Source organism: uncultured Flavobacterium sp. (genome assembly GCF_951805225.1).
GTDB lineage: Bacteria > Bacteroidota > Bacteroidia > Flavobacteriales > Flavobacteriaceae > Flavobacterium.
The window spans coordinates 2,027,986-2,054,198 of the sequence record NZ_OX638201.1; the positions used below are offsets into that span (position 1 = coordinate 2,027,986).

The 26,213-nt window shown below is 35.0% G+C and carries 14 protein-coding genes; 4 read left to right on the plus strand and 10 right to left on the minus strand.

The features are described from left to right. Positions 1–73: 73 nt before the first annotated feature. The 3 genes from WN975_RS08400 (at position 74) to WN975_RS08410 (ending at position 4,093) form a co-directional block, all read left to right on the plus strand. Positions 74–1,897, plus strand: coding sequence for a glycoside hydrolase family 2 TIM barrel-domain containing protein (locus tag WN975_RS08400; protein WP_337966136.1), 1,824 nt, complete (start codon positions 74–76; stop codon positions 1,895–1,897). Positions 1,898–1,998: 101 nt separating this feature from the next. Continuing rightward, complete coding sequence (locus WN975_RS08405) at positions 1,999–2,562, plus strand: DUF2911 domain-containing protein (protein ID WP_337966137.1); 564 nt, start codon at positions 1,999–2,001, stop codon at positions 2,560–2,562. A 118-nt stretch (positions 2,563–2,680) separates the two neighbouring features. Further along, on the plus strand, positions 2,681–4,093 hold the full coding sequence (locus WN975_RS08410; RefSeq protein WP_337966138.1) for a serine hydrolase: 1,413 nt from the start codon (positions 2,681–2,683) through the stop codon (positions 4,091–4,093). Between the two features lie 121 nt (positions 4,094–4,214). On the opposite strand, the gene WN975_RS08415 is transcribed toward WN975_RS08410, so the two are convergent. Beyond that, positions 4,215–4,721 carry a copper resistance protein NlpE gene (locus WN975_RS08415; protein ID WP_337966139.1) on the minus strand — a complete coding sequence of 169 codons (507 nt, stop codon included), beginning with the start codon at positions 4,719–4,721 and terminating at the stop codon, positions 4,215–4,217. A 261-nt stretch (positions 4,722–4,982) separates the two neighbouring features. Here WN975_RS08415 and WN975_RS08420 point away from each other — a divergent pair, with 261 nt between their 5' ends. After that, complete coding sequence (locus WN975_RS08420) at positions 4,983–5,315, plus strand: YegP family protein (RefSeq protein ID WP_337966140.1); 333 nt, start codon at positions 4,983–4,985, stop codon at positions 5,313–5,315. Between the two features lie 259 nt (positions 5,316–5,574). Here WN975_RS08420 and WN975_RS08425 read toward each other — a convergent pair whose 3' ends face one another. The 9 genes from WN975_RS08425 to WN975_RS08465 all read right to left on the minus strand — a co-directional run bounded on the left by WN975_RS08425 (position 5,575) and on the right by WN975_RS08465 (position 26,148). Further along, positions 5,575–7,509 (minus strand): family 43 glycosylhydrolase, encoded by a 1,935-nt coding sequence (locus tag WN975_RS08425; RefSeq protein WP_337966141.1) that lies wholly within the window; start codon positions 7,507–7,509, stop codon positions 5,575–5,577. Further along, complete coding sequence (locus tag WN975_RS08430) at positions 7,509–8,879, minus strand: glycoside hydrolase family 27 protein (RefSeq protein WP_337966142.1); 1,371 nt, start codon at positions 8,877–8,879, stop codon at positions 7,509–7,511. The genes WN975_RS08425 and WN975_RS08430 overlap by 1 nt, the downstream gene beginning before the upstream one ends. 241 nt (positions 8,880–9,120) lie before the next feature. Continuing rightward, positions 9,121–11,541, minus strand: a complete 2,421-nt coding sequence (locus WN975_RS08435; RefSeq protein WP_337966143.1) for a glycoside hydrolase family 2 TIM barrel-domain containing protein — start codon at positions 11,539–11,541, stop codon at positions 9,121–9,123. Positions 11,542–11,685: 144 nt separating this feature from the next. After that, positions 11,686–13,272, minus strand: a complete 1,587-nt coding sequence (locus WN975_RS08440) for a glycoside hydrolase (RefSeq protein WP_337966144.1) — start codon at positions 13,270–13,272, stop codon at positions 11,686–11,688. Positions 13,273–13,536: 264 nt separating this feature from the next. Continuing rightward, entirely contained in the window at positions 13,537–15,174 is a 1,638-nt protein-coding gene (locus WN975_RS08445; protein WP_337966145.1) for a glycoside hydrolase, read from the minus strand. A gap of 1 nt (position 15,175) precedes the next feature. Beyond that, positions 15,176–16,777 (minus strand): RagB/SusD family nutrient uptake outer membrane protein, encoded by a 1,602-nt coding sequence (locus tag WN975_RS08450; protein WP_337966146.1) that lies wholly within the window; start codon positions 16,775–16,777, stop codon positions 15,176–15,178. Between the two features lie 11 nt (positions 16,778–16,788). After that, positions 16,789–19,821 (minus strand): TonB-dependent receptor, encoded by a 3,033-nt coding sequence (locus tag WN975_RS08455; RefSeq protein WP_337966147.1) that lies wholly within the window; start codon positions 19,819–19,821, stop codon positions 16,789–16,791. Positions 19,822–19,867: 46 nt separating this feature from the next. Continuing rightward, a complete protein-coding gene (locus tag WN975_RS08460; RefSeq protein WP_337966148.1) occupies positions 19,868–21,265 on the minus strand; it encodes a hypothetical protein in 1,398 nt (465 codons plus the stop codon). 833 nt (positions 21,266–22,098) lie between these two features. After that, positions 22,099–26,148: a two-component regulator propeller domain-containing protein gene (locus WN975_RS08465; protein ID WP_337966149.1), complete on the minus strand. Its 4,050-nt coding sequence runs from the start codon at positions 26,146–26,148 to the stop codon at positions 22,099–22,101. Positions 26,149–26,213: the final 65 nt, after the last annotated feature.

Below are 26,213 nucleotides of genomic sequence, written 5' to 3' on the forward strand. Positions count from 1 at the left end.
GCGTAAAATCTTCGCGGACTTTGCGGTTAAAAACGTCCCAAATTTATATAATACAACAAAAACAATTTTACTAATGAAAAAACTAATAACCACATTATTCCTAGCGTTATCACTTTTTGGATTTGCGCAAAATCAAAGTCTGATTTCTAATGTCCCAAATCGACATACAACTTCTTTAAACGGGGTTTGGAATTATATTGTTGATCCTTATGAAACGGGATTTTACAGCTTTCACCATGATGAATATGATAAACAGGCAAAACCATCAAATGCTGCTTATTTCAATAATTATCATGCGGTTAACAAGCAGGAATTGGTAGAATATGATTTTGATAAATCTCCGAAAATAAATATTCCGGGGGATTGGACTTCGCAAGTTCCGGAGCTTAAGTATTATGAAGGAAATGTTTGGTTCAAGAAATCTTTTGATTATGATTTGAAAGCTAAAAAACGCCTTTTTGTTTATTTAGGAGCAATTAATTATAAGGCTGATGTTTATTTGAATGGAAAAAAACTTGGAACTCATATTGGTGGTTTTACGCCTTTTAATTATGAAGTTACTTCGATTGTAAAACCAAAAGATAATTATCTGGTTATTAAGGTAGATAATACAAGACATAAAGAAGATGTTCCTACGATTAATACAGATTGGTGGAATTATGGCGGAATCACGCGCGATGTGACTTTAATTGAAGAAAATGAATCGTTTGTTGAGGATTATAATATTCAGCTAAAAAAGGGAAATTCGGGTTTGATTTCGGGTTTTGTTAAAATCAATAATTCTAATTCTGCATTGAATGTAGTAACGATTTCTATTCCTGAATTGAAAATTAATTATAAAGGAAAAGTTGGTGCTGACGGAATTGTAAACTTTGAAATTCCGGGGAAAAAAATCTCTTATTGGTCTCCTGAAAATCCAAAATTATATGATGTAACTATTGATTTTAATGGAGAAAAATTAAAAGATAATATTGGCTTTAGAACTATCGAAACTCAGGAAGACAAAATTTTATTGAACGGAAAACCAATCTTCTTACGCGGAATTTCGATTCACGAAGAAAACGCAAAAGGCGGACGTGCAAATTCTGAAGAAGATGCTTTACGTTTGCTAAACTGGGCTAAAGAATTGGGTTGTAATTATGTTCGTTTGGCGCATTATCCGCATAACGAAAACATTATCAGAACGGCTGATAAAATGGGATTGATGGTTTGGGAGGAAATTCCGGTTTATTGGACGGTTGAATTTACAAGAGAAGCTACTTACAAAAATGCCGAAGATCAATTGACAGCAGCAATTACGAGAGATAAAAATAGAGCTTGTATTATTATTTGGTCAATGGCAAATGAAACTCCAATATCTGATGCGAGAAATGCTTTTATTAAAAATTTAGTCGATCATACCAAATCTTTAGACAATACAAGATTAATCAGTGCGGCTTTATTGACGCAAAGTGACAGCGCAGGATTTGGAACTATAAATGATGCAATTGGTGATTATCTGGACATTATTGCTTTCAATCAATATTTAGGTTGGTATGGCGGAAATCTTGAAGATGCCGAAAAAATATTTTGGAAAACTAAATATAATAAACCTGTTATTGTTTCAGAATTTGGAGGCGATGCCAAAGCAGGATTACACGGAGAAAAAAATGAGCGCTGGACAGAAGAATTTCAGGAATACTTGTACATTCAGAATTTGAAAATGATCGAAAAAATACCTCATCTTAGCGGTTTAAGTCCGTGGATTCTGGTAGATTTCAGATCTCCGAGAAGGCTTCTTCCAGGAATTCAGGACGAATATAATAGAAAAGGTCTGATCTCAAATGATGGTCAAAAAAAGAAAGCTTTTTATATTATGCAAAATTGGTACGACAAAAAGAAAAAAGAGCAAAACTAATAACCATTACCAATTCATTAACAAAAAATAGGTTATAACTTATATGATTTTTCTTCATTATTAACTTACTTTGTGTAAACTATAATAAATCATTTACAACTATGAAAAATTTTAATTTATTGATAATTATCTTATTGACTGCTTTTTCTGTCAATGCACAAGATGTGGTAAAATTTGCTCCTCTTGACGCAAGTCCGGTTGACATTTCTTATTTTCCAAATAAAGCTGTTAAGTTCAAAAAAACAGATAATCCATCGCCTGTTATTAAGGTTGTTTATTCAAGACCTTCAGTTAAAGGGCGTGTGGTTTTTGGAGATTTAATTAAGTTCGGTGAAGTTTGGCGCGTTGGTGCAAATGAGAATACTGAAATCAAATTTTACAAAGCGGTTTCAATTGGCGGTACAAATATTCCTGCTGGAACTTATAGCTTATTTGCTATTCCTGAAAAAGACAAATGGACAATTATCATCAATAAAGAGCTTGATATGTGGGGCGCTTATGCCTATGATGAAAGTAAAGATATTGCTAAAGTAACTGTTCCGGTTAAGTCAGTATCTAATGTTGTTGAAGCTTTATCAATTGCATTTACAACTCAGGGTTCTGTTGCAAATCTTGTAATAGGATGGGATAAAACAACTGTTGAAGTGCCAATTACAATCAAATAATTTATACTTCTAAAACATATTTAAAGAGACACTAATTTTTTAATTTAGTGTCTCTTTTTTTATATCTTTAATTCTGTTAACTATGACATAACCAATTAACTAACCAAAAACCAAAAGAATGAGAAAGACCTATTTACTGTTACTTCTTTTGTTGTCTGCTTTCTACGGATATTCTCAGCAAAAGTTTAAAATTACCTATGAACAATTAAAAGAGTATGAAGGTGTTTATGAATATAAAAACAACACCACTTTGCAAATCGCTGCTTCTCCAAAAGACACGATTTTATTTGCCATTATCAACGACAGTAAATATGCTCTAAAACCTTCTGAAAAAGATGTTTTTTTGAATATGTCTCAAGAAACTGTGACTTTCCTGAGAGATCAGTCTTCTGTAGTTAATGGATATTCATCTGATGGAAAAACTTTTAAATTACTTAATAAAAAAGTCGTTTTTCCGAAAGAAATGTGGTATCCAAGATTAAATGTTTCGAAGGATTATAAATACGTGTATCAACAACCCAAAAAAGATTTAGACGGTTTAGTTACCGGAACGCTTGATAATACTGGTTTGGATAAAGCTTTATTGAACGAAATGATGCAAAAAATTGTGGACGGAACTTATGCTAATGTTCATAGCGTTTTGATTATTAAAGACGGGAAATTAGTTTTTGAGGAATACTTTTATGACAATAATAAAGCTAAGTTGCACGAACTTCGATCGGCTACAAAAAGCTTTGTTTCGGCTTTGACCGGAATTGCGATTGATAAAGGATTGATTAAGGATAAAACTGAAACGGTACTTTCTTATTTTCCGGATTATACGATTAAGAATCTTACGGACGATAAAAAACAAATTACAATTGAAAATCTTTTGACGAATCAAAGTGGTCTTGATTGTGATGTGAGCAATCCTAAAGCGGAAGGAAATGAAACAGCAATGAATAATTCTGATGATTGGGTTCAATTTACATTGGACTTGCCAATGGTTGATGTTCCGGGTGGAAAAGGAATGTATTGCTCGGGAAATCCTATTACGTTGGGAAAAATTATCGAAAGAGCTACAAAAATGCCTTTACCTGAATTTGCCAAACAAACGCTGTTTAAAGATCTTGGTATTAAGAATTTCAAATGGAATTTTAAACCTGATGCTTCAAGTGCCGAAACTTTTTGTCAGGTTTATTTAAATTCTCGTGATATGGCAAAATTTGGTTTACTGTATCTGAATAAAGGCCTTTGGAATGGTAAACAAGTTGTTTCTAAAAATTGGGTCGAACAATCGCTTGCTAAACATTCTGTTGTTCAAGGTGTAAATTACGGCTATTTATGGTGGCTAAAATACCTGAATGTCGACGGCGTAAAATACAACGGAAAAGCCGCGCAAGGAAACGGCGGACAGAAAATATATATTTGGGAAGAACAAAATATGATCACAGTTATCACTGGTGGAAATTATAATTCGCAATCACCAAGTGATGAATTGATTCAAAAGTATATTTTGCCTTCGTTTAACGTAAAAAATAAAATTAATTAGATAATGTGCCAATTAGATAATTAGATAATTTAATAAAGGCTTTCAAAAAATTGAAAGCCTTTTCTTTTATGTTAACATTTTCTAATTGACACATTATCTCATTATCTCATTATCTAATTTTCTAATTTTTCAAAGTTAGCGTATAATTTAATTTTGATTTGATTATTTGACGTTCCTTGTCCAAGAGGAAAATTTTATTTGGTTCTGCTGAAGTCAGGCCGTAGAATATTTGTTCGCCTTCTGGTTTGTCGTAATTAAGGACGTAAATTGTTCCGTTTTTATCTTTTCCTACTCCTCTTTCGGTGTTGAAATTCCCTTTTTGTACGAAGACATTTCCAGGTTCTTTTCCTTGATACGTACTTGTCAATTCAAACTTGTGACTTTCCATAGTGCCATCTCCCTGATAAATTTTTAAGACTGTTTGAATTCCGCTGCAATCTGCGCAAGGCAATACACCTTCGTATATTTTTGCTTCGCCCAGACTTTCACTTTCCGGAACTATGTTTTTTGTTTCTTCAACAATTGAAGATGTAGTATCGATAGGTGTAGTAACTTTGTTTTCGCTTTTCTTATTATTACAAGACATTGTAAGACCTGAAATAACTAACATTAACATTAATTTTTTCATAATTATTTTTTTTTAGAATGAGCTAAATATACAGAATATACCTATATTATTCTAGTTTTTGCAATGAAAAAATTTAGAAAAACAAGAATTTAAAAACTGAATTAAGGCATTTTCTTTCTTATTGAAACTCCTGAAAAATAGTTTTATTGTCTTTTAATATTCTTACAATTTTATTTTTACTGAATTATAATTTGTATGGTGAAGTTTTGTATTTTTATCAATAGCAAAATAATTTAATGCCTAACTTAAATAAAAAACTATATGGGAAAATTTGTGATTACTAAAAGAACTAACGGCGAATTTCAATTTAATTTAAAAGCAGGAAACGGGCAAACAATTTTAACCAGCGAAGGGTATACTACAAGAGCTGCATGTCTAAATGGTATCGAATCTGTGAAAACAAACTCAGCAGATGACAATAAATTTGACAGAAAAGAATCTTCTAATGGTAAACCTTATTTTAATCTAAAGGCTACTAACGGTCAAATTATTGGCGCAAGCGAAATGTATGAAAGTACTGCCGCAAGAGAAAACGGAATTGAATCGGTAAAAACAAATGCGCCAGAAGCAACTACAGATGATCAGACAGCATAAATTTTAATGTTTTATATATTTAATTAAAAAGCGAGGCTATAAACCTCGCTTTTTTTGTTATCAATATATGTGTAAATCAAGAGTTCAAAATGTGCCGCTAGGCACTAAATATTGGTAGAAAATATGAATTGGGACACGTTGGCGTGCCGTAGGTACGCAATGATTAACGTTTTGTTGCGTACCTACGGCACGCCAACGAATTTTGATCCTATTGATTACTACCGATATTTAGTGCCTAACGGCACAACGGGAAGTCACATTACTTAATTGCATTAACTCCAGTATGCGTTGGAATTACTTGTTTGATGGTTCCATCTGGATTAAACTCTAGTTTATCAAGACAGACTTCTCTATGAAAACCTCCTGCATCACCCATTTTTATTCCGGTTGGGTATGAAAATCTATGATATGCAATATACCATTCGTCTTTGTTTGGAATTTGCAATACGGAGTTGTGTCCCGTTGCATAAATCCCCTGATCGGGATTTCCTTGGATTACGATATTGTTTTCCGGAATTTCGATTGGTCCAAGTGGTGATTTCGAAATTCCATATCTTACTTTATAATTCGGACTTCTGGTATCGTCTTCGCTCCAAAAAAAGTAGTACGTGTCGTTTCTGTAAATAACGTAAGTTCCTTCTCTAAAGGTGTTGTCGACTTTAATTACTTTTACGCTACTTTTTTTTATAGAAGTCATATTGGCTTTTAATTCGGCTACAGCCATATAACCATTTCCCCAATACAAATAACTTTTTCCGGATTTTGGATCTGTAAAAACATCGGGATCGATTTCCTGACCGTCTTTTATGCCTTCTGGTCTTTTGTTTATCAAAGCTTTTCCGCTGTCTTTAAAAGGTCCGGTTGGGTTATCTGAAGATGCAACTCCAACTTTTTGTGCTGCTGTGAAATAATAGAAATACTTATATTTCCCTCTTTTCTTTTTCTCTACAATACACGGCGCCCAGGCATTTCTGTTTGCCCATTTTACATCTTTTCTAAGATCTACAATAATTCCTTCGTCTTTCCAATCTGTTAGATTATCTGATGAAAAAGTTTTGAAATAATTTCCAGACCAACCGTCAAATCCGTCACTTGTTGGATAGATATAATATCTATTGGTTTTGTTTGAATATAAAATCTCAGGATCTGCGTAATATCCTTCTAAAACCGGATTATTATTTATTTGTGGATATTGTGCCGGCATTCCCCATTTGGCAATTAATCTTTTTAATTCAGAACGTGTTATGGGTAAAATTGTCCCATGACGCGGATTAAAATCCATGGAAATATCGTTATCAATTACGGTGAAATTTTCTAAATCTTTCGTTTTTGTAAACTGATATTTTCCTTTGGTGTAAATATCATACATCAAAATATATTCATCGGAATTGTTTAGTTTGAAAACGCTGGAACCTTCAACTCCATCATTTGTTTGTTGTAAATAGTTGTCGTTTTCAATCCATTTTCCTGATGTTAAATCAGTTGTTGTGGCAACTTTTATTCCTGCTTTTTCAGTTTCTGTTTTATAGAAAAGATGGTAAACGCCGTCTTTTTCAATAATATCTCCGTCGATACAAGCTCTTTCTGATTTTGGCACAAATAATAATTTTGGAGCACTTTCCAGAGCGGTGAAATCTTTATTCGCATAAGCGTAATAAATTTTATCAGGTCCTCCGGCATATTGCATACTAAAGTAAATCATGTATTTACCTGCTTTTGCATCATAAATAGTTTGTGGTGCCCAAACACGTTTCAGGTTTTCATTTCCTGAAAATGCGGTTTGAATATTCACAACGCTACTCTCCCATTTTACAAGATCTGTACTTTTTAATAAAATCATCGCGCGATTACTGTCCCAACCTTTTGAAGATGTCATATCGGTCAAAACCATATAAAATGTTTTGCCATCGTCGCCTCGCAAAATATGCGGATCGCGAACTCCTCCAGTTGAACTTATCGTTTTACTATCAATAACTGGCTGATTATTATTCAGATTGTAATAATGATAACCGTCTGCGCTGATGGCATATCTTACGGCTTCTTCTTCGACATTATTTCCGGTGAAATAAACGAACAAATAGGCTGTCAAATCTTTTTCGGCAATAACTGGCGGAATTCCTTTTGTGTTATTTTGGGCTTGTAAAAAATTAAAAAACGCTAAAAACAATACAAGACAAAATTGTAATCTCTTCATTATTTTTTACTTTTTAATTGATATAAAATGGAACTGTGCGGTCTTAATTCGGCAGAAATTTCTTTGGCAGAAACTTTTGTTTTTTCTCCTGTCCAAAGGTTTAAAACTTCGGCAGAATCTGAAATTCCAAGATCTGAAAGGTTTACAGCAATTTTCTCAGAAGTATTGTCTGAGATATTAAATAAAGCCAAATAAACGCTTCCGTCTTTAGGATTTTTTGAGGTTACGGCAATTTTTCCGTCTTTCTGAAAAAGTTGTTTTACATCTGTACTTTCATTGTGCATTTTCACTACATCTTTATTGGTCAATAATGACAAGGTAAAAGCATCATTACTTGGTAAATCTCCACCAAAAAACAACGGCGATTTAAAGATATTGAAGAAGGTAATCAACGTATATTGTTCGTCTTTTGTCAAACGAGTCATTCGGTCTTCGCCACGTTCTCCTCTTAAGGAAATTCGCCCAAGCGGAATCATATCACAGTCTGGCCAAGTTCCTGGCGCAATGTATGGATACCATTTCTGGCTTACTTCCATCAAATGTGTAATGTGCGGCCAAGTGTCCCAAACATCGTCGACCATTCTCCACATATTCGCATGTTCTTTTACGTGTGAAGCTGCAGTAATTGGCGTTTCTCCAGGCGAAGTACTCAATACAATTTTACGTCCGCATTTGTCGATTGCGTTTCTGATTAGGTTGATTTCTCCTTCGTGATAAGGTCTTGATAAATCATCGATCTTGATAAAATCTACGCCCCATTGTGCGTAAAGTTCAAACAATGAATCGTAATATTCCTGTGCTCCGGGTTTGTCTGCAAGAATGGTATAATTGTCTTTTAGCCATTCGCATTGCAAAGCGGTTGTATAAATTTGATCTGCTGTGATTCCGTTTGCGCCTTTGATAGGTAATTTATCTTCAACGGCTTTTTTAGGAATTCCGCGCATAATGTGAATTCCAAATTTCAATCCTTTTTTATGAATATAATCTGCCAAAGGTTTAAATCCTTGTCCGTCTTTCGCCGATGGAAAACGGTTTAGGGCTGGCTGATATCTTCCGTATTGATCGATTACATATCGAGGATCTGTTTGGTTGTATCCGCCTGCTTTGTCGTTTTCTACAAACCATCTGATGTCTACAACTATATATTCCCAACCAAACTTTTTCAGGTTTTTAACCATATAATCGGCGTTGGCTTTTACTTCGTGTTCTTCTACCGTAGAACCATAGCAATCCCAACTGTTCCAACCCATTGGCGGCGTTTGTGCCCATTGTTTGAACTCGTCTTTTGCGAATGTTTTTGTCTGAGCATTTGAAGAAGCTGATGCTAAAACAACTCCAAGTATTAAGGCTATTCTATTTTGTATTTTCATGATAATTTCAAATAAGTGTTATTATTACACTTTAAATATAATAAACTTTTTTAATATATCTATTCTAAAGTAGACCCGACAGGTTTTGGAAACCTGTCGGGTCTTCGTTGACGATTTCCATGTGTCAATTTATTTTGCCACAGATTAAAAAGATTATAATAATTTTAATCTGTCTCTCTAATTAGACCTAACAGGTTTTGGAAACCTGTCGGGTCTTCGTTGACGATTTATCTTATGCCAATTACTTCACATTAACAGTAACCTCAACTGGTTTTAACCATTGACTTGTAAAGGTCACTTTTATAGGTTGTGCTTCTCCGGTTGATTGAATATAAGCGGCAATATGACCGTGATAAACTCTTTGAACATTATCTGTATAATCTGTCATGTCGCTGTTATTTCCTGCTTCAAGTCCTAATAAAATTCCAGGTCCGCTAATTGTACAAGTAACTTCATTGTCTGAAAGCATTACCGGTAAACCATTTTGATCTTTTACCTGAACCATTATTTTGGCAACGCCTTTGTCTTTTGTAATCGTGATGTTTTTATCGGCAATTGTCAATTCAACTGGTTGTTGCGTCGAATTAATGGCGTATTTGCTAACTTCTTTGTCATTTTTATCTAAACCAATTGCTTCTAATTTTCCTGATGTAAACGGAATATCCCAATAAATAATTCCGGTTTTTTCGTCGTAAACTTTTGTTTCTCCAACTACTTTTCCGTTTAATTCTAAGCGTGCTTTTGCAGCATTTGTGTAACACACAACGCGAATCATTTCACCTTGAGTGTAATTCCAGATTGCCCACGCATCTTTAGAAACGTCTTTTACATCTTTTAATGGATAAGTTCCCACGTAAGTCATTGGTTTATCTGACCAAAGTGATTGACGGAAATATCCTCTTGGCTTGATTACTCCGGCAAAATCAACTAATCCTGAGTAAAATCCTCTTGAAGGCCATCTTCCTGATTCTCCTAAATAATCAATTCCTGTCCATAAAAATTGTCCAAAAATATGTTTGTTGTTTTTTACCGCTAACCAAGGTTCCATATCGTGAACATTCTCACTTCCGAAAATGACTCTGTTTGGATATTTCTCGTGATCTGATTGGTATTTGCTTTCAGTATAATTGTATCCTGTAATGTCTAATGCTCCCGGATATTCTGTTTCGTTAGACATTGCAACACCGGCTAATCCTGCTGTTGTTGGACGCGATTTATCGTATTTTTTTACTGCTGCAACCAGACGTTTTGCAATTACGCCAAGACGCATTGCATCTGGTGCATCTTTTTTGTAACCGCCATAAGCTGCTTGTCCAAAACCTTCTTTTCCTTTGTCTAAAACGGGGTGAGAATAAGGATCGTTTGGATAATCTACTTCATTACCAATGCTCCACGCAAATACCGAAAGATGGTTTCTGTCACGACGAACGAAGTCTTCAAGGTCTTTTTCTCCATAATCTGCAAAAATATCAAATGAACCTTCGAATCCCGGAGTTCCATAATTCCAGCCTTCTAACCATTTACGTTTTGGAAATTCCCATTCGTCATAAGCTTCGTTTAAAACCAATAATCCTAACTCGTCGCAAAGTTCATAAAAAACCGGCGCTTGCGGATTATGACTTGTACGTATTGCATTTACGCCAATTTCTTTCAATGTTTTCAATCTTGTTTCCCAAACTTCTCTTGGAACTGCTGAACCTAAAACTCCTGCGTCATGATGTAAACAAACTCCTTTCATTTTCATCCACTTTCCATTTAATGCAAAACCGTTATTTGCATCGAAAGTAAAAGTTCTGAAACCTGTTTTTGTCGTTGTTTCATCTATTTGTTTTCCATCTTTTAAAACGGTTGTTTTAAGCTGATACAAATTAGGATTTTCTAAATCCCACAATTGAGGATTTTTTACGTTTATTTTAGTCGAAATTTTTCCACTTTTGTTTGCTGCAATTTCAACTTTAGAAGATGATTTTCCAACAGATTTTCCGTCTTTAGAAATCAATTCATTTATTACGGTTACACTAGATTTTGCTGCTGAATTGTTTTCAACATCAACCTCAACATTCAAAGTTCCTGTACCGTTTTTTACTTCGGGATAAGCATAAACTCCCCATTGTGCAATATGAACAGGATTTGAATAAACTAACCAAACGTTTCTATAAATTCCTGAACCTGTATACCATCTTGAATCAGCACTTTGACTGTGATCTACACGAACCGAAATGATATTTTCCTGACCGTATTTTATATATGGAGTTGCATCGTAAGCAAATGAAATATAACCGTTTGGACGTTTTCCTAAGGAATGTCCGTTAAGGAAAACTTCACTTCTGTTGTAAACTCCTTCGAAATATAAATAGACTTTCTCGCCTGTTTTATTTTGCGGAATATTAATTGATTTTCTATACCAGCCAATTCCGCCTGGCAAGAAACCTGTACAACTTGCCAATGTTGGGCTCAATTGCCCTTTTACGCTCCAATCGTGCGGCACATTTACGGCTTGCCATTTGCTGTCGTCGTAAGTTGCTTTTTGCGCATCCGGAGTATCTTGTAAATTAAATTTCCAGTTGTCGTTGATTTTTTTGGAATCTCCAAACGATATCTGACTGAATGCAGACAAACACGAAAAGAGAAGTACGGGCAGTAAGATCTTTTTTGTAAACATTTTTCTTAAAGGTTCTAAGGTGCTGAGATACTGAGGTTCTGAGCTTTTGTGTTATTCTTAAATTTAGTTTTTTAGTTTTTTTTTGTTTCAGGTTTCATGTTTCAGGTTCTTTGCGATAACTTGAAACCTGAAACTTGAAACTTTTTAATATTCTAATTCTCCAACAAACGTCACAACTGACTTTGCGGGAATTTCGAGATTATCGATTTTTTGAATTTCTGTTCTTTTTAAATTTGTGTTTTCAGAAGTAATATACGGCGTTACTTCGTTGTTTTTTACGATTCCTTTTGAAAGATTGAATTTGTATTTCTGGGGAGATTTTCCGCAGTTTACCGCAACTACAATTAGTTTTTTGTTCTGTACATCTTTGTAAGCGGTTAACATTACGTCGTTTGCAGCGTCGATTTCGTTTTGGTTTGGAACATCTATTCTCAGCATTCCTGGACGCACGAATAAGGAATAATTTCCTAGAGCCCAAAGTAGTTTTGAATCATGAAATTCTCCATCGTTTCTCACATAGTCCGGTGCTGTTCCTCCGTTGCTTTTTCCGTCATCAAGATAAATTAAACCGTCTTTATAATCAACTCTTGTTATCGATGTCCACCATTGCCATGAAGCTGCGTTTGCAACTGCAATATCATTGTGAATTAAACGTGCTACAAACAAAGCAGTTTGCATTCCTAAATCTCTGCCGCCACCTGAACCTCCAGGAATTTCTGCTTCTCCCGGATTTTCTAAAATGCAATATTCTGATTGCCAATATTTCAATCCCAGATTTTGTTTGATGTTTGCCGCGATTAGTTTTCGGCTTAAAACTTGTTTCTCAACTGGCCACGTTGTAAAATAACTGTGTCCTAAAATCACATTTTTTACATTGGAAAATTTCGAAATGTTTGTTTTTGTTTTTCCAAAGAAATACTCAATCTGATTGTCTCTGTTTTCGGCATTTACATTTTCATACAAATAGTTGATTTGTCCGGCTTCGGCAATTACGATTTCGGTACTCATTTTATTTGCTTTGAGTTTTTCCGAAAGTGATTTGGTTAAATCAGAAATTTCCTGATTGGTTGCCGGCGTTCCTTCCTGACTATTTTTGCCTTCGTTATTTGGCATCCATTCCCATTGTGGTTCGTTTATTGGACTTACATAATCGAATTTGATTCCTTCTTTTTTCTCTAATCCCTGAATACTTTGAACTAAGAAATCGGCAAATTTTGGAATTGCACCATCTTTTAGATTCAGTTTATTCTTTTGAGTTGCAAAAGACAATCCGTTGTTTGTCATATAAACCGGTGGGCTATTGGTGAAAATGAGGAATTTCTCGACACCACGTTTTTTAGCGGCTTGCAAAAACCATCTTTGACCTTCTTGTTTTGAGAAATCATAAGTTCCGTTGGCTTGTAAAAAAGATTCGCTTCTTCTCCACTCATCCGAAACTCTGCTGTTTTCGCCTTGTTCTGTACTTCCTGCTCCAAGATTAAATCTCCAGATCGAAAGTCCGATTCCTTTTGGGTTTCCTTGTGCATCAATTTCTTTACTAAAAAGTAAATCGGCAATGGCATTCTTTTTTTGGTCGGGCCAATTTTTTCCAACAAACTGACATCTCCATGCATCAGAACCGCCGAAACCGTCCATGGTCTGCACTACATTATCTGTGCTAATGGTGATGGTTCGCTGTGCAAATGACAGCGAACTCACGACCAATAAAAGCGAGATATATATTTTTCTCATTGTTTTATTCTTTTTGTTTTTTCAACCGCAAAGACGCTAAGTTTTCGCAAGGTTCGCAAAGTTTATTCCTAGCTTTGCGAATTTTTGCGGTCTTTCTTTGCGCACCTTGCGGTTAATTTTTTACTCTAATTTTTTTCTTGACAAACTCTGTCAATTACCTTTGTCAAAGTTTAAAACTTTGACAAAGGTTTGCGCCGTTGATCCTAATTTTGCCAAAGCATTTCAAAACCTTAGTAACTTAGTATCTCAGCACCTTAGAACCTCCTATTTATAACTACCCACATAAGTCACAACTGACTTTGCCGGAATTACAAAATTCGTTGCATCGACTGCGGTTCCTTTTTTCAAACTCAGGGTTTCTGAAGTTGTATAAGGTGTTAATTTATTATCTGCTAAAGTTCCTCCTGAAAGATTCAATTTGTATGTTTTTGCCGATTTGCTGATGTTAACCGCTACAACAACCAGTTTTTTTGTTGCTGCATCTTTGTATGCGGTTACCATTACATCATTCACGGAAGTGGAATTATCTACACTTGGAATCTGAACTCTGATCATACCCGGTTTTACGAAGAAAGAGAAGTTTCCTAATGCCCAAAGTGTTTTTGCATCTCTAATATATCCGTCGTTTTTGCAATAATCTGCATTTCCGGCGCCGTTGCTTGAACCATCGTCTACGTGAATTAATCCGTCTTTGTAATCTCCACGGCTAATTGCTGTCCACCATTGCCAAGACGTTACGCCTCCAACGGCAATATCTGTACTGATAATACGGGCTGTCCAAAGTGCCAACGGCATTCCTAAGTCTCTTCCCGGACCTGCTCCGCCAGGAAGTTCTGCGGTTCCCGGACTTTCCAAAACACAATATTCAGATGACCATAAACTTAATCCTGCCACTGCTTGTGCTCTTGTTTCAGCTGATTGTCTTGAATAAACTAACTCGGTCAATGGCCATGCTTGCCAGTAACTGTGCGCTGAAATGGTCTTTTTGACGTTGCTTAATCCTGCGATATTTCTAGCTGAATTTACGCCAAAGAAATAATCGATTTGGTTGGATCTGCTTTCTTTACCTGAGATTGTTTTATAAAGTGGCTCATAAGAACCGCCTTCTCCAACTACAATTTTAGACTCTAATCCTTTTGCTTGTAATGCTGGAGAAAGAACCTTTACAAAACTGTAAATATTAGCATTCGTTGCCGGTGAACCTTCTTGTCCTGAACCATCCCATTCGTATTGTGGTTCATTAAACGGAGACACATAATCGATGGTTAATCCTTGTTCTGTTTTTAATTTGTCTAATGATGTTGTCCAGAAATCAGCCAATTCTGACCATTTGCTGTCTTTTATATTATAAAATTCTTTAATAGTTGCGTGCGCTTTTCCGTTTTGGGTTAAGTAAACCGGAGCACTATTTGTGAACGCCAATAATTTTTCAAGACCACGTTCTCTCGCGGCTTTCATGAACCAAACCTGTCCGGCTTGTTTGTTCATATTGTATGAAACTCCATCTGTTGTAAAACATTCTGTACGTCGCCATTCGTCGCCAATATCGCTTGCATCGCCTTGTTCTGCGCTTCCTGTTCCAAGGTTAAAGCGCCATAATGATAATCCGATTCCTTTTGGATTTCCATCGGCATCAAGTTCTTTACTGAAAAGCAAATCGGCTATTTTATTCTTTTTATCCGATGGCCAATTTCTTCCTATAAAATTACATTGCCACGCGTCTGAAGCTCCGAAGCTTTCCATCGTTTGAAGATTTGCATCCAAATTGATACTTAATTCGGCTGTAGTATTTTCGGAGTTTGAATTGTTATTGTTTTCGGAATCGCAACTTACTAAAATAGTGTTTGCGAAAAGTAAGCCTGCACATAGGAGACTTACTTTATTTTGGTTGATAAACTTCATATTAGTAACCAGGATTTTGTGTAATTAAACCTCCACTTAAATCAATTTCTAATTGTGGTATTGGCCACAATAAGTTTTTCGCAGGATTAAAATTGATTCCTTTGTCTTGTGATTCTCTTAAATTGGTAGTTTCATAAGGATCTGTAGAATTCAGATTGTACTGAACAAAAGTTCCGCTTGGTCCCATTAAACCTTCGATTACCGGTCTTCCTGTTGATGGATCTTTTTCGCGACGAATATCATATAAACGCAATCCTTCGAAAGCCAATTCTAAACGACGTTCTTTATAGATTTGTTTTAGAAGTGTTGGTCCTGCCAATCCTGTTTTTGGGTCTAATTTTACACGTGCTCTAATGATATTGATATCAGCCAAAGCGTCTCCACCAACATGATAACTTGCTTCTGCTCTTGTCAAATACATTTCGGCCAAACGAATCAACGGAATATTCAATGGTAAGTGTCCGTCTTTTTTGTCTAATGCACGACGTGTCACTATCGGAATATAATATTTACGGCAAATACGTCCTGATTTATTATCGTTTAAGCTGAATTTGTGTGTTGGGTTTAAAACTTCGTCTCCGTAAGCTGCTTCTCCCCATTTTGTAATAGTGCTTCTACGACGGATTACGTCATTTTCAGAAAGATATGCATTTTCTAAGTCGCTGGTTGGCATACACCATCCCCATCCGTCAAGAACATCTGCAGCATCATTACTTGGAAAATATTTTTTGTCTTCTCCTCTTGCTCCGGATAATGTTGGCAACATTGATCCTAAACTTTTGTCCTGAACTGATGATGATTGTGCTTCAAGAATTGATTCAACTCCGTTATGGTTGTTTACGTTCCAGATGTTTAGGAAATCGCCTTCAAGAGCATATGGTCCTTCTGTAATTACTTTGTTTGAATATTGTTTTGCTTCTGCCCATTTTTCCTGAAATAAAGATACTCGAGCCAATAAAGCATATGCTGCCCATTTGTTCACTCTTCCTTGTCTGTTTACTGGAATTGTTTCTAATTTTTGTGCAGATTCTTTAAGATCGGCTTCGATTTGTGCATAAACATCGGCAGCTGAACTACGTTGTAATTTTAAATCGGCTGTTCCTAAAGATTTTGTGTATAACGGAACTCCTCCAAAAAGATTCACTAATTCGTAGTAGCAATAGGCACGAACGAATAAGGATTCTCCCATATATTGATTTTTTTGAGTTTCAGATATTGGCGATGCAGCCATTTTCTCTAAACCAATATTTGCAGATTGTATGGTGTAATAATGCGCGGTATAAATACTGTTCATATCTCCCATATTATCTGGTGTAATAATATATTGCGAACAAGGTCTGTGTGCCGAATTATCCTGTCCTGTATTACCCATCCAGGCATCGTCTGTAGACATTTCGTTGGTAACTCTTGGCGCTACTAATGCGTACCAATCGTTAGGAATCAACAATCTACGTGTCAATTCATTAACGTAATTCTCACATTCTTGTGCGGTCTGAAAGTAGTTCTCTAAGGTTTGAGTTCCTCTTTGTTCTTTTTCGATAAAATCACTGCATGAAACTGCAAGTATCGAAAAAGTTATTATTGCTATTATTATTTTTTTCATGTCGTTTTTTATTAAAATGCTACATTAAGACCCATCAAAATTGTTGGCTGAACCGGATAGTTCCATCCTCCAAATCCTGCTCCTTTTACTCTGTCGCCTTTGTCAGGATCTCCTCCCGCAACTTCGGGATCAACTCCTGTAAATTTTGTCCAGGTCCATAAGTTCTGACCTGACAATGAAAGTCTTAATTTGTCTAATCCAAATTTATTGTAGAATGAAAATCCTAATTGAAGATTTTTCATACGCACATAAGAACCGTCTTCTACATAAAGTGAAGAGAATTTTGTAAAGTTCTCGTTGTTATCATCTTTAGACAAACGAGGAACTGAATTTGATGTTCCTTCTCCATGCCAAGCCATTTGATCCAGATTTGCTACTTTGTTTGTTAAACTTGCTCCGTTGTATAAATCTGAAATGTTTTGGTTAACAATATCATTTCCAATACTTGAGTAGAAATTAGCAATTAAATCAAATTGTTTGTAAGCGAAATTAAAATTCAAACCAACATTATAATCTGCCCACGGAGAACCAATTTTTGTTCTGTCTTTATCATCAATTTTTCCGTCACCGTTTATATCTTTAAAACGAACGTCTCCTACTTGCGCATAAGGCTGTAATTTTGTTCCGTGTTGATCTGTATGCGAATTCAATTCTGTCTGATTTTGGAACAAACCATCCGCTACATATCCGTAAAAGAATCCTGGCTCATCTCCTTGTATCGTCAAACTTCTGTTTCCTGCTCCGTAAAGTCTTTCACCAGCTGTTGATAAATTAAGCATTTCGATATTTACTGTTGTAAAAGTCAAATCAACACCATAAGAGAAATCTCCTTTTTTGTCTTTATAAGAAACCATTAAATCGATACCGCTTGACTTCATAGACCCAACGTTTGTCCACATTGTTGAATAATTTGGAAAACCACTATATGTTGGAAATTGCTTTAAGAATAACATATCTTCTGTTTTCTTTTGATAGTATTCTAATGAACCTGTAATTTTGTTTTTCCATAATCCAAAATCAAGTCCAAAACTTACATCTTCTACAGTTTCCCATTTGATGTCTTTATTCGCCATAGTTGAAGGAAATGCTGTATCTAAAACATTACCTCCGATAGGGTAAAATCCTTGTCCGATATTAGATTGGTAAACTGCATCAGGTAAATTTTGGTTACCTACTTTACCCCAACCAGCTCTGAATCTTAAGTCACTAAAAATATCTTTTGTCGATTGCATGAAACCTTCGTTTAAAATTCTCCATGAAACAGATGCCGATGGGAAATTTGCCCATTTATTATTGGTCATGAATTTTGAAGATCCATCACGTCTAAAAGTTCCTGTAAAGTAATATTTACTATCGTAGTTATAAGAAAGACGGGAAATATAAGACATCAAAGAGTTTGACCAGCTGTTACCACTGCTATTACGGTTTTTAGTTGCTGCGCTCAACTCTCTCATTAAATCAGAATTGTTTGGCACACCTTCTCCATAACCCCAAACCTCATTGCGATTGTACTCTTCCATTGTATTACCAATCATAAAAGAGGCGTTGTGTTTCTCTGCAATTGTTTTAGTATAGGTAATCGTATTTTGCCATGTCCAATCTACATTGGTATTGTTTCTTCTTTCGACACTATTAATTTCTGCTTTTTCGTGTGCGGCGTCAATTACAAAATCAGGTTTAAAAATGTCTTGTGTTTTATCTCCAACTTCGATAGAAGCTTGTGTACGAAGCACTAAACCTTTTATTGGTTCGTATTGTAAATAACCGTTTGTATTTAAGTTGTACTGATTAGTATAATCATCATAACGTTTTACGGCTGCAATAGGATTCCAAACATACGATGGAGAACGTGCATAAATGCTGTATTCGTTTTCTAATCCTGTAAGTTGATCTGCTGGTTTGTAAATTGGCGTAATTGGATCAATTTTATCAAAATCAGCCCAGTTATTTGGTGCACCCCAAGTTTCGTAACGAGGATTCAACGTAATTCCGGCTTTGAATTTATCTGAGAATTTAAAATCATTTGCAATTCTCATGGTAATTCTTTCCCAACCTCCTACTTCATAAATAGATTCTGAGTTATAATAATTCAAACTAACAGAGTAAGTATGTGTATCTGAACCTCCGCTAACTCCTAAAGAAGCGTTAGTTACAGGCGAAGCTCTTTTGATTCCGGCATCCCACCAATCGGTTGTTTTTCCTCTATATTGAGAAGGATTTGGCAAATAATCAGCATATCCCGAATTGTTGTACGCTTTGTTCATCATTGTGGCATAACCTTCGGCATCAGCCATATGATACGGATTATCCATCATTTGCATTCCTGAACTTAAGTCAAAATTGAATCTTGTTTTTCCTGCTTTACCTTTTTTAGTGGTAATCAAAATAACTCCATTAGAAGCACGAGAACCGTAAATAGCACTTGCAGACGCGTCTTTAAGAACTTCCATAGATTCTATTTCGTTACTGCTTAAGAAATTGATACTGGTTCCCATTGGGATTCCGTCAACCACATAAAGCGGATCTGTACTAAGATTTAGTGTAGAAATACCACGAATCAAAACTCTGGGTTGTGCTCCTGGACCTCCTTGCCCAGTAACCTGAACTCCGGAAACTTTTCCTTGCAAAGATTCTGTAACGTTACCAACAGTCATGGTTTGAAGCTCTTTTCCTTTTATAGAAGAAATCGAACTGGTTACGTCGCTCTTTTTAACAGCGGCATATCCTACAACCACAATTTCATCTAATGCCTGACTGGATTCCTGCATAATAACATTAATCTCTGTTTTGTCGCCAACAGGAACTATTTGATTGGTAAAACCAACAAATGAAAATTCGATTTGAGCGTTTTTATTCGGAACACTAATTGTATAATTTCCGTCAAAATCACTTGCAGCTGTTGTCGCTGTGCCTTTCACAATTAGGTTAACTCCCGGAATTGGCACATTGCCTTTGTCCTTAACAGTACCTTTTATTTTTATTTGTCCAAATGATACTGCGGTGCACATCAGGGCAATAAAAAATCCTATATATTTAAATTTCATATCAAGTTATTTTTTTAATTAAATGTTATAACTGGGTTACAACAACTTATTTTTTTGTGATAAATACTCTTTCTAACTCTGTATCCAGCACTACTTTGTACACTCCCGGAGCAGCAGGATATTTAGCATTTCCGTTTTCTCCCGGTGACATTGTACAAATACCATTTTTAATTAATCTCCATGACGGACTCCACCATTGACCTGTAAAAGTCGCTTCTAATTGTCCTGTCAAAGTATATTCTCCCACTAATTGGTAAGGGTTGTTTGGGTTGTTTGCCAAGTGTAATCCTGTTTGAACCCATGCAGTCCACGTATCCCAATCTGCACCTTGAATTCCGCTACCACAAACACTTACGAAAGGTCTTCTTTGCGCTTCAACATCATGCCATAATCCGTTTGCAATATCTGCCCAAACTTTGCTTGCAGGCGTGTATTTTGTTGCAGTATATGTCAATGTATTTGGATTTACTTTTATGATATAATATCCTTTTGTAGGTAAAATAATTGGCGTTGAAGCAACATCATCAACTAAAGTTCCTGCTTCGTTCAAACCAAAACAATGTGGGGCAAAATCTGATTCCTGACCTAAGAAATAAACTTCTTTATTGTCTTTGTCTGCATAATATTTGAATTCGAAATCTTGTCCGTTTTTCTCATGGAAATACATTGGAACTCCAACGACATCTGTCGTAAGATTGGTTCCCTTTGGCTGATCGCATAAATAGATTGCAGGATATTCGTTTGTCGCAACTATATTTACATTTAAAGTTCCTGTATTTGGAATCGCAAATTTATCTCTCGCCGTAATGGTTAATACATAATTTGCCGCGGTCACTGGCAATGTATACGTTTTATTGAAAGTATAAGATTGTGGCGCTCCTTGTAACTGAACCATTTCATCAATTCCTAATTCAGCACATTTAACCTGAATATAATCAATACCAGAATCGTCATTAACTACAAAGTTTACCGGCATTTCTTTGCTTGTAGACAATAAGATAACTGCTCCTTCTTTTGGCGTTATCATTGTTATTGCAGGCGCAGCAAATTCTCCGTCTAAACGTAAATTAATTTCTTCATTAACTGCGTTTCCGGAAACATCCGTAATGATTAGTTTTATTTTGAAGGCTTCAGAAGTTCCTCTGTTAGCAGGAATTTCAAAAAAATAACTCAAATCATACGATTTAAGTAAAGGATCTGTAGCAAATGAAATTACTTTATCCAGAGACAATTCAGGAATTTGAATTTGCACACTTTTTAATCCTAAATCATCAGCCAAAGCGGCTTTAATTTCAAATTTTCTACTTGGTGCGCCGTAAATTTCTTTTGTCGACACTACAACCGTAGGATTATCAGAACTTGGAAAATCTGATTCATTATTTTGGCATCCGGTTAAAAGGAGTCCAAAAAGGGTAAGAAAAAATAAAAATACATTTCTTTTCATTTCTTTGATTTTAAGGTTAGGTTAGTTAGTTATTTTGATAATCAGAAAATGAGATCATTAGATAATTGGCCAGATTAATAATTTTCACATCTTCTATTTTTTATAATTCGACAACAAGAAATTGATCATCATAAATAATTATCTAATTGACTAATTATCTCATTTTCTCATTCACTTTTTTCGAATTATTCCTCTCGTTGAAACATTCTTTGAAATCTATTTAAACCCGCAGCTTTTTCAACCGCGGGTTTGATAAGTAATACGTAAAACCAACTCTTACTATCTTAGTTTTAAAGAAGGCTCAATTCTTTAAACAGATAAAAAACTTATCGTAAAATAAACACTTATAACATACACAGTAATACAACTTAAATATTACTATAAGTGCAAAGTAATGTCGAGTTTCAACTTTCAAGGAGGGGTAAAATGGAAAAAAAAGGAGGTCAAAATCGTAATTAACTATTATTTTAGGTTAAAAATTACAGAGTGTAAAAAAATAACTGCTAATTTTTAAACAATATGCAATTATCTAATTTTATTAATTATTGATTGTTAGTTGTTAATTATTGATTGCGAAATGACGTTTGTTACGACATCTTTGTCAAAGTTTAAAACTTTGACAAAAATAAAACTCATGAAACTCTACAAAGTAAACACGCTATTTGTCATTGCGAGGAACGAAGCAACCACACTAATAAAAATCACGAATTGTATTCAGCAAATGAGATTGCTTCGTTCCTAGCAAAGACCAATCTTTGTCAAATTACTTGTGTGTCCTTCGACTTCGCTCAGGATGACAAAATTGTACTCAAATCAATCACAATAAGAACTTTTTATTTGATAATATTCAAATCTGCGTTGAACGAGCTTTTATATTTTTTAATGTATTCTGAAGGCGTCATTCCAAATAATTTTACAAATTGCTGTCTGAAATATTTTGGATCTTCAAAACCAACTTCGGCACTTGCCTGAGTGATATTAATATCTTCAGTGAGCATTAACATCGCGGCTCTTCGAATCCGAACAGAACGTATAAAAGCATTTAAGGTCTGTCCTGAAATGATTTTAATTTTTGTGTAAAGTGTTCTGTGGCTCATCCCCATTTCGAGTGCGAAATTTTTGATCGTGAAATCTCTTTTGTGAATGTTGGCTTCTACAATATCAATACATTTCTTGAGGATTTCCTGATATTCTACCGGAACCTTTTGCGTGTTTTCTTTTAATGTGATACTATCCAGGAAATAAGTTCTAAGATTACTGCGATTTCTCAGCAACGATTCTACACGCGCCACGAGTATATCATCATCAAATGGTTTTGTGATATAATCATCGGCTCCATCACTGATTCCCTGCAAATGTGTTTCAGGATTTTTTGATGCCGTTAATAAGATTACCGGAATGTGAGACAAGGCGGGATTTTCTTTTATTTTTCGGCACAACTCAAGACCGTCCATTTCTTCCATCGTAATATCACTTATTACCAAATCCGGCATGTGTTTTTTGGTCAGCTTCAAACCTTCTTCTCCATTTTCGGCACTATAAACAATATAGTTTTCTGAAAATAATTTGATGAGATATGCTCTGATTTCAGCATTATCATCAATTATTAAAACAGTGCGTTTGTCCGTAAGCATTATTCTTTGGAAATCATTTTCTGAAACCGAAGTATTAGAAAATGAATTATTCTCTTCGATTTCATCCACAATCAATTCATTAAACAATTGACTTCTTTGCGGAATTTCTGTCGTAATTTCTACATCTTCAAAATGACTGTTTCCTTTTAGAAACGTGAGTTTAAAAATACTTCCTTTTCCTATTTCACTTGAACAGCTTACAAAACCTTTGTGTTTGTCTACAAAATATTTTACGATATAAAGTCCAATTCCAAAACCTGTTCCTACAGAAACTTTTGAGTTGATTTGTTTGAATTTTTCAAAAATAACATCAATATCCTTTTTATCAATTCCGTCGCCACTATCTGCAATTTCAAGGATTACTTCACGATCATTCTCATTGAGATTAAGGTTAATCGTTCCGCCAATTGGTGTGTACTTAAAAGCATTCGACATTAAATTGAATAATGAGATTTCGATTTTTTCATAATCGCCTATAATTTCAATTTCATGATCGGGAATATTAAAATTGTAATGAATACTTTTTTCTTTTGCCTGATTGACAAAACATTGATACACTTCGTTGCATAAATTATTGACATTGATGGTCGATAATCTAAGCGAATCTGCGTCGTTTTCAGCTTTTCTAAAAAGCAATAACTGATCTACAAGACTCAAAAGTCGGCGTGCATTTCTATGCGCAATTGCCAAATCACTCCCTGAAGATCCATTTTGAACACTTTCCTTCTGAACCGCTTTTTTCAATGGATTTATAATTAGCGAAAGCGGCGTGCGAAATTCATGCGAGATATAAGTAAACATTGACGATTGTTTTTCGGCAATTTCCTTTTCTTTCTTACTTTCCAGTTCCGCAATTTTAACCTTGTACTTTAGTTTTTCTTTATTTTTATGGTATTCCAAATAAGCAAAAATACTGGCAATACCGGCTAATAAATATAAAGCATATGCCCACCACGTTCTGTACCAAGGCGGCAAAACGTTTATGATAATCAAGCTTTCGTCTTTGTTCCAACCGCCTTTAAAATTGGTTGTTTTCACTTTAAAAGTATATTTTCCTTCGGGTAATCTCGAATAATTTGCTTTTCGGGCCTGACCCACAAAATTCCATTGTTCGTCCCAACCTTCAAGGAAATAAGCATAATTTATTTTGTCGGCATTATTGTAGTCGAGCGCAACAAATTCCAGCGATAATGTGGTTTGATCAAAAGGCAAATTAACTACTTTGACCTTATTGGAATCCCATTCAGAAATCAAATCTGTTTTGTTTTCTTCAATGGGCTGATTGTTTACATAAAAATCTGTCAATAAAAGATTATTCTGCTGATTATATCCTTTAATTGCTTCCGGAAAAAAGATATTAAAACCGTTAATTCCGCCAAATAAAAACTCTCCGGTAGACAATTTAATTCCGGCATTAAAACTAAACTGATTGCTCTGAAGCCCATCGTTTACCGAGAAATTCCTAAAAGTTTTTTGCTTTTTATCAAATCTGCAAATACCATTATAAGTGCTCATCCAGAGATTGCCTTCTTTATCTTCGAGCAATCTTAAAATCGTGTTCGAAGGCAAACCATCGTCTGTAGTCAATCTCTTGAAGGTATTTGTTTTTCGGTCAAATAACAACAAACCACCTTCCTGAGTTCCTAACCAGAGATTCTTGTCTTTGTCTTCATGAATACATCTTACAGGATTTCCAATGGTTATTTTATTGATTTTTTTTGTTGCTTTTTCTATAGAAAACAAGGAAGTATAATTTCCGCCCCACAGTTTACCATCGCTGGTTTGAGTGAGACATTGCAAATTTGTGATTGATTTATTAAAAAGCTCAAAATTATTCGCCGTTTTATTGAACAGGTATAATGAACCTTCGTTTGTGGCACTTGCCCAAATATTGGATTTAGTATCTTTGTAAACAAACCAAATGTTCTTTTCGGTTTGTTTTGTAAACGGATTATAACAAGAATAATGCGTAACGGTATTAGTCTTTGGATTTATTTTATTTACGCCACCAGCCCAAGTCGACAACCAGATTTCATTATTATTGTCTCTGATTATTCCTGTAATAAAACTGCTTGAAAGCTTGTTACTGTAATTAATATAGGTATTATTTTTTCTATTCCAATATTTTAATCCAGCGCCGTCTGTACCAACCCAAAGATTATTTTTCTCGTCTTCGCAGAAAGATAAAATAAAATTTTCAGCAGGATCATTGGAGTTGTATCTAATATTTTTAAAATATTTTGGCGTATTACTCAACATGCTAATTCCGCCACGTAAAGTACCAAACCATTTGTTTCCTGTTTTATCTTCGTACAAACTCCAAACCGAATTACTTTTGACCAGATTATTGTCTTTTACCGTATTTGATGAAATTGCTTTTTTGTTTGTTCCAATAACTTTGTAAATTCCACAACCATCTGTTGTAATCCAAACGTCTTTTTTCTTATCGACAAGAATGTCTGTGACACTGCATTTGCTCATGAAATAATTTTCTGAAAGAGTTCCTGATTGTGTATTAAATAAAAAAAGTCCTTCGTCTGTTCCCAGCCAAAGATTTCCGTCAAAAGTGCGTTTCATAGCTTTTACTTCTATCGAAAGCGGAAAAACAACGTTTAAATTTTTTGTTTTATAATCGAAACTGCAAACACCAACGTTTCTGACATAAACCCAGGAATGTGCTTTTTTCTTGTCGTCCTGAATTGCTATCGCATCATAATTATCAATGTTTGCTTTATTTTCTTTCGCTTTAAGCGGAATATGTTTGCCGACTAATGATCCGTTTTCAAAACTTAATAAGCCTAAATTTTGGGAAGCCACCAAAACCATATTATGGGAAATAGCACTGGTTTGATGAATAATATCTTTTAAATATTGCGGTTTTTTATTTGAAACGACATACTCAACGGGACGAAATGTAGCATTGGTTTTATTGTAAATACAAATACCATTAGTTCCTCCAACCCAAATATTGTTTCTCGAATCGCCTTCAATATCATAAATCGTATTGAATAACAAGGAATTTTTGTCGTTGATTCTATTGCGATACACTTTAAAATTGTAACCGTCATAACGATTTAATCCATCATAGGTTCCAAACCATAAATAACCGTCGCTATCCTGAAATATAGTTGTTACAGAATTGTTCGACAAACCATCTGATATATCCAGAAACTTAATAGGATTATCTTGTGCATGAACTGCGCGTGTAAAACCAAATAATAGTAGAAAATTGAGGATGAAATACTTCAAAATAAGGTGGTGTTTTTTGGTTTGGTGTAAAAAGCACAATTATAAGCTAATTTTGTATATATTTC